Annotated in this window: 12 protein-coding genes and 1 pseudogene; 5 read left to right on the forward strand and 8 right to left on the reverse strand. The window is 62.3% G+C overall.

Annotation, left to right across the window (positions count from 1 at the left end; genetic code table 11):
• The 3 genes and pseudogenes from ABY403_RS08220 to cysE form a co-directional block, all read left to right on the forward strand.
• Positions 1-443 (forward strand): annotated as a pseudogene (locus tag ABY403_RS08220) (host specificity protein); the annotation flags it as partial.
• The gene (locus ABY403_RS08225) at positions 436-1146 is read left to right on the forward strand and encodes a DUF2793 domain-containing protein (RefSeq protein WP_372840295.1); all 711 of its coding nucleotides are present in this window, start codon (positions 436-438) and stop codon (positions 1144-1146) included. The pseudogene ABY403_RS08220 and the gene ABY403_RS08225, both read left to right, overlap by 8 nt.
• 359 nt (positions 1147-1505) lie before the next feature.
• Positions 1506-2309: a serine O-acetyltransferase gene (gene cysE, locus ABY403_RS08230; RefSeq protein ID WP_372840306.1), complete on the forward strand. Its 804-nt coding sequence runs from the start codon at positions 1506-1508 to the stop codon at positions 2307-2309.
• Positions 2310-2358: 49 nt separating this feature from the next.
• On the opposite strand, the gene ABY403_RS08235 is transcribed toward cysE, so the two are convergent.
• The 7 genes from ABY403_RS08235 to pgk all read right to left on the reverse strand — a co-directional run bounded on the left by ABY403_RS08235 (position 2359) and on the right by pgk (position 9303).
• A complete protein-coding gene (locus tag ABY403_RS08235) occupies positions 2359-3663 on the reverse strand; it encodes a pyruvate dehydrogenase complex dihydrolipoamide acetyltransferase (RefSeq protein ID WP_372840296.1) in 1305 nt (434 codons plus the stop codon).
• 13 nt (positions 3664-3676) lie between these two features.
• Positions 3677-5038: a pyruvate dehydrogenase complex E1 component subunit beta gene (locus tag ABY403_RS08240; protein WP_372840297.1), complete on the reverse strand. Its 1362-nt coding sequence runs from the start codon at positions 5036-5038 to the stop codon at positions 3677-3679.
• 14 nt (positions 5039-5052) lie between these two features.
• Complete coding sequence (gene pdhA / locus ABY403_RS08245) at positions 5053-6051, reverse strand: pyruvate dehydrogenase (acetyl-transferring) E1 component subunit alpha (RefSeq protein WP_372840298.1); 999 nt, start codon at positions 6049-6051, stop codon at positions 5053-5055.
• Positions 6052-6124: 73 nt separating this feature from the next.
• On the reverse strand, positions 6125-6379 hold the full coding sequence (locus tag ABY403_RS08250; protein WP_372840299.1) for a septum formation initiator family protein: 255 nt from the start codon (positions 6377-6379) through the stop codon (positions 6125-6127).
• Positions 6380-6540: 161 nt separating this feature from the next.
• On the reverse strand, positions 6541-7470 hold the full coding sequence (locus ABY403_RS08255; protein ID WP_372840300.1) for a class I fructose-bisphosphate aldolase: 930 nt from the start codon (positions 7468-7470) through the stop codon (positions 6541-6543).
• 109 nt (positions 7471-7579) lie between these two features.
• A complete protein-coding gene (locus ABY403_RS08260; protein WP_372840301.1) occupies positions 7580-8110 on the reverse strand; it encodes an N-acetyltransferase family protein in 531 nt (176 codons plus the stop codon).
• Positions 8111-8112: 2 nt separating this feature from the next.
• Positions 8113-9303 (reverse strand): phosphoglycerate kinase, encoded by a 1191-nt coding sequence (gene pgk, locus ABY403_RS08265; RefSeq protein ID WP_372840302.1) that lies wholly within the window; start codon positions 9301-9303, stop codon positions 8113-8115.
• Between the two features lie 135 nt (positions 9304-9438).
• On the opposite strand from pgk, the gene ABY403_RS08270 reads away from it, so the two are divergent.
• Together ABY403_RS08270 and ABY403_RS08275 are read left to right on the forward strand one after the other, a co-directional pair.
• On the forward strand, positions 9439-9948 hold the full coding sequence (locus ABY403_RS08270) for a peptidylprolyl isomerase (protein ID WP_372840303.1): 510 nt from the start codon (positions 9439-9441) through the stop codon (positions 9946-9948).
• The gene (locus ABY403_RS08275) at positions 9938-10519 is read left to right on the forward strand and encodes a peptidylprolyl isomerase (protein ID WP_372840304.1); all 582 of its coding nucleotides are present in this window, start codon (positions 9938-9940) and stop codon (positions 10517-10519) included. Before ABY403_RS08270 ends, ABY403_RS08275 begins: the two co-directional genes overlap by 11 nt.
• A gap of 38 nt (positions 10520-10557) precedes the next feature.
• On the opposite strand, the gene ABY403_RS08280 is transcribed toward ABY403_RS08275, so the two are convergent.
• On the reverse strand, positions 10558-10737 hold a 180-nt coding region (locus ABY403_RS08280), incomplete at its 5' end, for a M20/M25/M40 family metallo-hydrolase (protein ID WP_372840305.1).

Here is a 10737-nt window from a genome sequence, read left to right on the forward strand (position 1 = left end):
AGATTGATCTGTCGCAAAGCGCAAGGGGGTTGGCGCGCCACTACCGCATCGGTCCCGCGACACTCGGCTATGACGACGCGTCTTTTGTGCATCGGCATGAAGCATTCGAAGGTATCGGGCTTCGGCCATATTCGCCGTGTCAGTTGCGGGTTCGCATGCAGGATGATGACGCGAACTTCAGCTGGATTCGTCGCACGCGCATTGGTGGCGATAGCTGGGCGGGGGTTGAGGTGCCGCTGGGCGAGGCCGCAGAAACCTATCTGGTTCGTGTCGTCAAAGACGGGGTGATCCGCCGCGAAGACATCACGGATGCGCCCAGTTGGGTTTACGCCGCAGCGATGCACGCCGCAGACGGCATTTCGGGCGGGTACGAACTTCATGTAGCGCAACTTTCCGACGTATTTGGCGCCGGACCTTTCGCAAGGATGACGATCGATGGCTGAGACTTTGAGGATGGCGTTTCCGCTGCTACAAGCAGCACAGGCGCAAAAACACGTCACGGTAAACGAGGCGCTGCTACGGCTTGATGGGTTGGTCAACCTTGTGCTCGTCTCGCGTGGGGTCGTCACCCCGCCAACGAGTGTTTCCGATGGCGCATGTTATGGCGTTCCCGCAGGTGCGGTGAACGCATGGGCGGGGCAGGCGGGCAAGGTGGCGATCGGTGCCAATGGCGGATGGGTTTTTGCCAGCCCCGCCGCTGGGTGGCGCGCCTTTATCGCTGATGAGGGGCGCGGCGCGCTGCACGATGGCACCGATTGGGTGGCGGGCGCGGTGACGATGAGCGCGCATGGTGCGGGGTTGATGTTGGGGGTCGCCGAGATCGACCACACGATTGCGCCGGGAGAAACCTCTAGCACGACCGTTCTGATTCCGAGCCACGCCATGGTGATCGGCGTTTCGGCGCGTGTGGTAAGCGAGATCACCGGCACTATGACAAGCTGGCAATTGGGCAATGCCGGGGCGCCGGATCGCTTTGGTGCAGGCCTAGGGCTTGCCGCAGAAAGCTGGGCGCGCGGGATGCTTTCGCAGCCCATGACCTTCTGGGCGCCCGAACCCTTGCTGCTGACCGCCACGGGGGGGAGTTTTGCGGGTGGCAAGGTGCGGCTTGCGGCGCACTTTATGGAGATTTCGTTGCCCATGCTTTGAGTATGCGCCAGATAACCCACGGCGATCTGACGGCTGCGGCGCGCGCGATCTGGCCGCTGCCGCCAGAGGCGCGCGATGCCGCTATCGCATCGCTATTGGCCAAGGCGCGCGCTGCGGATGCGTATCGCAAGCGCTTCGGGCGCGCGCATCCACGCTGGGGCAACGGGTCGCTGGCGGGTGCTGCCAGCATCGGGCCGTTGCCGCCGGAACCCTTTCTTTCAACACGCACATACCGAGATTGCCTGATGCGGGTGTTGGCCGCGCTGGACCGTCGCCCAGAGCAGAGGGGAAATTCGCTTTCCCGATCAAATTACTTTGGTTATGCTTGGACCCTACGAAGTAGCGCGATTGGGCAAGTGATGACCGAGAGGAAGGCAAGAATAGCGGCAGTTGACCCGGTCTGGTCGCGAATCTGCGACGAAGCGCGCGTGGCCGTGCAGGACGAGCCTTTGCTTGGCGGCCTGATCCATTCCGGGCTTTTGCATCACGCGAGTTTAGAGCGGGCGCTTGCCTATCGTTTTTCGCTCAAGCTTGCCTCGGGCGAAATGAGCGAGCAGATTTTGCGCGAGTTCGCCGACGAGGCATATGAGGACGAGCCTGACCTAGGGCAAGCCGCGCGTGCCGATCTGGTCGCGGTGCAAGATCGCGATCCGGCGTGCCACCGGTATCTACAGCCAATTCTGTTTTTCAAAGGCTATCAGGCGCTACAGGCTTACCGCATCGGGCACTGGCTGTGGCGCAAGGGGCGGCAGGACATGGCCTACTTTGTACAGATGCGAACATCGGAAGCCTTTGGAGTTGATATTCACCCCGCCGCGCGGATTGGGCGCGGGGTGATGTTCGACCACGCGCACTCGATCGTCATCGGCGAGACGGCGGTAGTGGGGGATAATGTCTCCATGCTGCATTCGGTTACGCTTGGCGGCACTGGCAAGCAGGAACAGGATCGCCACCCGAAAATCGGCAATGGCGTGCTTATCGGCGCTGGGGCGAAGGTGTTGGGCAATATCCGCGTTGGTGACAATTCGCGCATCGCGGCGGGTTCGGTGGTTCTGGAAGACGTGCCGTGCTGCAAGACGGTGGCCGGGGTGCCTGCGCGCATCGTTGGCGAGGCGGGGTGCGAACACCCGGCGACCGAGATGGATCAGTTGCTGCGCAAATGAAAACGCCGGGGAATACCCCGGCGTTCCTGTATAGTCGGGCGCTGCCGCCTTAGGCCAGCATCGCCATCGGGTTTTCGAGGTTCCACACGATCGCTGCGAGCAGTTCGGCACCAAGCGCACCGTCGATGACCCGGTGATCGACCGAAAGCGTGAGTGACATGACCGTGGCAATTGCCACCGCGTCACCCTCGACAACCGGTTTCCTGATCCCAGCACCGACCGCCAGAATGGCGCCGTGCGGCGGGTTGATAACCGCATCGAAGTTCTCGATGCCCATCATCCCAAGATTTGAAACCGCGAAGCTGCCGCCTTGGTATTCCTGCGGCGCAAGTTTGCGCGTTTTTGCCCGTGCGGCGAGGTCTTTCATTTCGGCGGAAAGTGCCGAGAGGCTTTTCGCCTCGGCATCTTTGAGCACCGGGGTGAAAAGCCCGCCCTCAATGGCCACTGCTACCGCAACGTCGGATGCCTTCATTTGAAGCACCCGGTCACCCGCCCAGACGGCATTGGCAGCCGGCACCGATTGCAGCGCCAGTGCCGAAGCCTTGATGATGAAGTCATTGACCGACAGTTTCACACCGCGCGATTCCAACTGTTTGTTCAACTGCGCGCGGAAGGCCAGCAGCGCGTCGAGCCGCACGTCGCGGCGCAGGTAGAAATGCGGAATGGTTTGCTTGGCTTCGGTCAGACGTGCGGCGATCGTGCGCCGCATACCGTCGAGCATGACCTCTTCATAAACGCGACCTTCGTACATACGCGCGACTGACGCGGCGCTGATGGGCGCTGCGGCCGTGGCTGTGGCGGCGGGTGCTGCGGCCGCAGCCGCAGGGGTGCTTGCCGAAACGGGTGCCGCGGGGCTCGCAACCGGTGCTACGCCCGAGACATCGGCCTTGACGATTCGGCCATGCGGGCCGGTGCCTTTCACAGAGGTCAGGTCAAGGCCCTTTTCCGCGGCAATGCGCCGGGCCAAGGGCGAGGCGAAAACGCGTTCGCCCGAGCGTGGCGCTTGGGTAGGCGCGGGTGCCGTTTCTTTCGGTGCTGGAGCGGAAGCAGTTGCTTCGGCGGGGGCAGGGGCGGGTGCAGCGGCCGGCGCGGGTTTTGCGCCCGGTGCCTCGCCTTCGTCGCGCACCGTGGCGATCGGGGTGTTCACTTTGACACCGCTTGTGCCTTCGTCCACCAGAAGCGCCTCGATCACGCCTTCATCGACCGCCTCGAACTCCATCGTCGCCTTGTCGGTCTCGATCTCGGCGAGGATCTGCCCTGCCTTGACCGTATCCCCCACTTTCACCAGCCATTTGGCAAGCGTGCCCTCTTCCATCGTGGGCGAGAGCGCCGGCATCAGGATCTGTTCAACCATATCCTTAACCCCTTCAGCGGTAAGTGACTTTTTTGACCGCCGCCACAACCTCGTCCGAGGTCACAAGCGCCAGTTTTTCAAGGTTCGCAGCATAGGGCATGGGCACGTCCTTGCCGGTGCAGTTTATCACCGGCGCGTCCAGATAATCGAACGCGCGCTCCATGATCGTGGCGCTCAGGTGGTTGCCGATGCTGCCCACGGGCCAGCCCTCTTCTACCGTTACGCAGCGGTTGGTTTTCTGCACACTGGCAATCAGCGTGTCGTAATCGATGGGGCGCAAGGTGCGCAGGTCGATCACCTCGGCGGAAATACCCTCGGCTGCCAGTTTGTCGGCGGCTTCGAGCGCATGCACCATGCCGATGCCAAAGCTGACGATCGTCACATCCTCGCCCTCGCGCCAGATCTTGGCCTTACCGAACGGGACGGTGAAGTCGGGCAGATCGGGCACCTCGAAACTGCGTCCGTAGAGGATTTCGTTTTCAAGGAAAATCACCGGGTTGCCATCGCGAATCGCGCTTTTCAGCAGGCCTTTTGCGTCGGCCGCCGAATAGGGCATCACCACCTTCAGCCCCGGGATTTGTGCATACCATGCGGCGTAATCGTGGCTATGCTGGGCACCCACGCGGGCGGCCGCACCATTCGGGCCGCGGAACACGATTGGGCAGCCCATCTGCCCGCCTGACATATAGAGCGTTTTGGCCGCTGAGTTGATGATCTGATCAATGGCCTGCATGGCGAAGTTGAACGTCATGAACTCGAGAATTGGGCGCAGCCCAGCAAAGGCGGAGCCTACGGCGATGCCGGTGAACCCGTGTTCGGTGATTGGCGTGTCGATCACGCGGCGCGCCCCGAACTGGTCCAGCAACCCTTGGCTGATCTTGTAGGCGCCTTGGTATTCGCCCACTTCCTCGCCCATCAGATAGACGGTTTCATCGCGCGCCATTTCTTCGGCCATGGCCTCGCGCAGTGCCTCGCGCACGGTCATGGTCTTCATCGGTGTGCCTTCGGGCCAGTCGGGCGAGGCTGCGGCCACCACCGCAACGGGTGCAGCGGGCTGTGCTGCAACGGGGGCGGGCTTTTCGGCTGGTGCTGGGGCGGCGGCCGGGGCAGGGGCGGCGGGTGCCGCAGCCTCGCCATCTACCTGAACCGTCGCGATTGGCGTGTTTACCTTGACGCCAGCGGTGCCCTCGGCCACCAGCAGCGCCTCGATCACGCCCTCGTCGACCGCTTCAAACTCCATCGTCGCCTTGTCTGTTTCGATCTCGGCAAGGATCTGGCCGGATTTCACGGTGTCGCCGGGTTTGACCAGCCATTTTGCTAGTGTGCCCTCTTCCATCGTGGGGCTGAGCGCGGGCATCAGTATTTCGGTTGCCATATCGTGCCCCTCCCTCAAACCGTCACGTCAGTCCAAAGCTCGGCGGCATCCGGCTCGGGACTGGTTTTTGAAAACTCGGCGGCTTCGTTGACCACCGACTTGATGTCGCGGTCGATCGCCTTCAGATCGTCGTCGGTGGCGTGACCGCCGGTCAGCAGCAACTCGCGCACATGTTCGATCGCGTCGCGCTCGTCGCGCATTTTCTGCACTTCTTCGCGCGAACGATACTTGGCCGGGTCAGACATCGAATGGCCGCGGTAGCGATAGGTCATCGCTTCCAGTATATAGGGGCCCTTGCCCGCACGGCAGGCCGCCACGGCGCGCGCGCCTGCGGCTTTGACTGCCAGCACGTCCATGCCATCAACCGCCTCGCCCTTGATGCCAAAGGCCGCGCCGCGGGTGTGGATGTCTGGGCTAGAGGTCGAGCGTCGCTGTGCGGTGCCCATGGCGTACTGGTTGTTTTCGATCACGAAAACCACCGGCAACTGCCAGAGAGCGGCCATGTTGAAGGTTTCGTACACCTGCCCCTGATTCGCGGCACCGTCGCCGAAATAGGTGAAGGTCACGTTGTCATTGCCCAAGTATTTGTCGGCAAAAGCAAGCCCTGCGCCAAGTGGCACCTGCGCGCCCACGATGCCGTGTCCGCCGTAGAAGTGCTTTTCCTTGGAGAACATGTGCATGGAGCCGCCCTTGCCCCGTGAATAGCCGCCCTCGCGGCCAGTCAGTTCGGCCATCACCCCTTTGGGGTCCATGCCGCAGGCCAGCATATGGCCGTGGTCTCGGTAAGAGGTGATGCGCTTGTCGCCTTCTTTCGCCGTGGCCTCTAGCCCGACGACTACCGCTTCCTGCCCGATATAGAGGTGGCAGAAGCCGCCGATCAGGCCCATGCCGTAAAGCTGCCCCGCCTTTTCTTCAAAGCGGCGGATCAAAAGCATCTCGCGGTAATACTTTAAAAGTTCTTCGCGCGAGATGTTTGGCTTGTCGCTTGCGGCGGCGGTCTTGCGTGAAACCATGACGGCGCTCTCCCATCGTCAGGAATAGTTCAACGTTAAACCATTCCATACCCGATCGGGCGAGCCAGTGCAATCAGCGGATCAGAATCTCGTCGGTGCGAAGGTAGCCCAGCACGTCGCGGGCGCGTTCGTCCAAGAGGTCGAGGTCAAGAAAGTCGTCCGACAGCCGATGCGTGAGGTTGGCCATACGCGTGGCCTCTGCTGCCAACGCATCGCGTTCTGCTTGCAGCGTGGCGATCTCGGCGGAAACCTGCACGCGCCGCAACAGGCCGTAAGAGCCCTGCAACGCGGCCAGCGCAAAGTAGCCGCCAAGAACAAGCGTACCCAATACTAGAATCAATGGCCAAAAACCGGGCCGTCGTTGCGTCATGCCTGCCTCGCGCGCCGCCCCTCTCGGGTGGGGGCGATCGCGCGAATCATGACACAGACGAATCGCCAAGGGAATCCCCCGGTGCCGATTCTGTTGAAAAACCCGAAAAGGGCAGCCGCTCAGGCACGACCCTTGTAGATATCGACCAGCTTGCCCAGCATCGCCAGCGCGTCCTCGCGGCTCCGCTGAAAGCTGTTGCGCCCAATGATCGAGCCGTTGCCGCCGCCGTCGCGAATGGCGCGGGCGTCGTCATAGACCGAATCCTCGCCCTTTTTCGCACCGCCCGAGAACACCACGATGCGCCGCCCGCCAAAGCTGGCCTGCATGCAATGGCGCACCCGCGCCGCCTGCGTGGCGACGTCGATCTTCTGGGCTTCGTAGACCTTCTTGGCCTCGGGCAGCATCAGATGATCGGTCGAAAGCTTGATCTTGATGATATGCGCGCCCAGCAACGCCGCGATTTGCGCGGCATAGGCCGCCACGTCGATGGCGGTTTCACCGTCTTTGCTGATCGCCTCGCCGCGCGGGTAGGACCAGATCACGGTGGCCACGCCCTTTGCCGCAGCCTCTTGCCGCATCGCGCTGATTTCTTCGTACATTTCCAGCTGCGTGTCAGAGCCGGGGTAGATGGTAAAGCCGATCGCGGCACAGCCAAGGCGCAGCGCGTCATCGACATTGGCAGTGACTGCCTGATCTTTGCCGGCAGTCTCGCTCATCAGGCTGTTGGCGCTGTTGCACTTCAGAATCGTCGGGATCTGGCCTGCGAAGGTATCCGCCCCCGCCTCCAGCGCCCCCAGTGGTGCTGCATAGGCATTCAATCCCGCGTCGATGGCAAGTTGGTAGTGGTAGTGCGGGTCGTAGCCTGCCGGGTTCGGCGCAAAGGTGCGCGCCGGGCCATGCTCAAAGCCTTGATCGACCGGCAGGATGATCATCTTGCCGGTGCCACCCAGACGGCCCTCCATCAGCATGCGGCACAGGTTGGCCTTCACACCGGGGGTTTCGCCTTCGTAATTAGCGAGGATTTTTTGAACGATCCGAGTGGCGCGCATGTTGGTATTCCTTATGACGAAAAGGTCATGACAGGCTTAGAAGCTTGGGGCTTTTCGCGCAATACGTTGGTGCGTTTGCGCGCGAAATTCAGCGCGGTTTGGCAAAATGTCACGGCTGGCCGGGGTCGCGGCACTTGCGGATACGATCGACCGGGGTTCCGTCTGCCAGCGGAATCGCCTGCAAGACCGCGTAATCGGCAAACCCGAGGCCGCTGTAATACGCCAGTCCTGCGGCATTGTCGGCCCTGATCGTGGCATCGATCATGCGCACTTGCGCGCGCACCGCCGCCGCCTGCGTTGCCGCCCATAGCGCCTGCCCGATGCCGCGCCCCTGCGCGCCCGGACGCACGAAACTTGCGATGATCGCCCAGCCTTCAGGCAACATCCGTGTGCTTTTCGGATGCGGCCATTCAAGTGCCTGAAAACCAAGCACTTCGCCCCCGACATCGGCCACAGTGCAGGAAATCAGCTCTGCCGCGGCGATGTATTCGCGCGTCATGCGGGCTTCATCGAAGCTGCGCTGATGCGCTGTCGTGCCGCCGATCTCGATGATCCGGTTCAGCAATGCGGCCATCTGTGCCGCATCGGCAATGGTGGCCGGGCGCGTGATTAGCGGGCCCTGCGTCCCGGTGCCGCGCATGATTAGCGCATCAACGCCGCGACGCCGGGCAACTCCTTGCCTTCCATCCATTCCAAAAACGCCCCGCCCGCGGTCGAAACATAGGTGAAATCTTCGGCCACACCCGCCTTGTGCAACGCCGCCACCGTATCTCCACCACCTGCGATCGAAACCAGTTTGCCCGCGCGCGTCAGCTCCGCAGCCTTTTGCGCCGCAGCCGTGGTTGCGGCATCGAACGGCGCAATTTCGAATGCGCCAAGCGGGCCGTTCCAGATCAGCGTGCGGCAAATCTCGAAAGTATGCTCGACCTCCGCCACGGTTTTCGGCCCGGCATCAAGAATCATCGCGTCTGCTGGGCAGGCAGCGATAGGCACGACCTTGCTTTCGGCACCTTCCACAAGCTCCTGCGCCACCACCACGTCAACGGGCAGGTGAATCGCGCAGCCCTTTTCGGCCGCCTGTGCGATGATCGCGCGGGCGGTCTCGGCCATCTCACGCTCGGCCAACGAACGGCCAACCTCGACGCCTTGCGCAACGAGGAAGGTGTTGGCCATTCCGCCGCCGATCACCAGATGATCGACACGCGCCACCAGATTGCTAAGCAGTTCAAGCTTGGTCGAAACCTTGGCGCCGCCCACCACCGCCACCAAGGGCCGCTGCGGTGATCCAAGCGCCGCTTCGAGCGCCTTCAATTCCGCCTGCATCAAACGGCCCGCGGCGGCCGGCAGAATACGCGCGACCCCCTCGGTGGATGCGTGCGCGCGGTGCGCAGCCGAGAAGGCGTCGTTCACATAAACCTCGCCCAAGGCCGCCATCGAGGCCGCAAGCGCCGGGTCGTTCTTTTCCTCGCCGGGGTGAAAGCGGGTATTTTCCAGCAGCAACACTTCACCCGGCACCAGCGCCTGTACCGCGCGCTTGGCCGGGCCACCGATGCAATCTTCAGCAAATTGCACGGGCACACCCAGCGCGCGCGAAAGTTCTGGCACCAGCGGTGCCAGGCTCATTTCGGGCACGACCTGCCCCTTGGGGCGTCCGAAATGCGCCAGCAATACCGGCTTGCCGCCTTTTGCCAGAATATCCTTGATGGTTGGCACGATCTTTTCGATGCGGGTCGCATCGGTAACGCGCCCTGCCTCCATCGGCACATTGATGTCTACACGCACCAGCACAACGCGCCCGCGCACTTCGATCTCGTCCAGCGTTTTCCAGCCCATTGCGCCCTCTTGCGAAGTATCTCTTTGGCGCGAACTTGCGCCGCTATGCACGCATTCGTCAACACCATGCGGCGCTTTGCCCTTTTCACCGCGCTCGCCCATGCTTAAATCAATGCGAACGCCAAGGAGTATCGCATGTCCGAGATCAAAGATCCCGAAAACACCATCATCATCACGCTCGCGAATGGCCCGGTGGTGGTCGAGCTTCTGCCCAAGGTGGCACCCAAGCATGTCGAGCGGATGAAAACGCTCGCGCGCGCTGGTGCCTATGACAACGTGGCCTTCCACCGCGTGATCGAAGGCTTCATGGCCCAGACCGGCGATGTCGAACACGCCAATATGGAAAAGAACTACAACCCCCGCCGCTCCGGCACTGGCGGCTCCGATCTGCCGGACCTGCCGGCCGAGTTCTCGAAAGTGCCGCACGCGCGCGGCTCGATCGGTGCGGCGCGCTCGTCGAACCCCAATTCGGCCAATAGCCAGTTCTTCATCAACTTCTCCGACAACAGCTTCCTGAACGGGCAATACACCGTTTACGGGCAAGTGATTTCGGGCATGGAACATGTGGACAAGATCGCCCGTGGCGAGCCGCCGGCAAACCCGGACCGCATGATTTCGGTAAAGGTGGCAGCAGATGTTGCATAAGGTTTTCGCCGCCGTGCTTGGCCTCGGGCTCGCCTTCTCGGGCGCAGCTTCGGCACAGGACGCAGTCGATGGGCCCGGCCCCAACCTCGTTCTCGATGTAGCAGGGCAGGCAAGCGGCCGTATCGTCATCGACCTTTTGCCCGACATCGCCCCCCGCGCAGTCGATCAGATAGTCGCCCTGGCGCGCGAAGGTGCCTATGACGGCGTCGTATTCCACCGCGTCATCGAAGGCTTCATGGCGCAGACGGGCGATGTGCAGTTTGGCAAGAAGGGCGGCGATATTTCGCTTGCTGGCATGGGCGGATCGACCCGCGCCAATCTGCCCGACGAGTTCTCGACCGTGCCATTCGAGCGCGGCGTTGTCGGCATGGCCAACTCGGGCAGCCCCAATTCCTCCAACAGCCAGTTCTTCATCATGTTCGCCCCGGCACCGCATCTCGATGGCGGCTACACGGTGATCGGCCGGGTGGTCGTGGGCATGGAGGTGGTTGACGCGATCCGCAAAGGCAGCGCGCGCCAGAACGGCCTTGTAGAAAACCCCGACTATATCGCGACCGCCACAGTCCGCTGAGGCCAACCCCGACCCCGCAATGCGGGGTCGGGTGTTTTTTACCCAGTGATCCGCGCCAGCACCCGCGCCCAAGAACGGATGCCCTTGTGGAAACACTCCAGATCGTATTTTTCGTTCGGCGAATGAATCTGGTCGCTGTCCTTGCCAAAGCCGATCAGCATCGAGTCCATCCCCAGCACGCTTTTGAAATAGCCCGCGATAGGAATTGAGCCGCCGCA

It is taken from the genome of Phaeovulum sp., from assembly GCF_041596715.1.
GTDB lineage: Bacteria > Pseudomonadota > Alphaproteobacteria > Rhodobacterales > Rhodobacteraceae > UBA6213.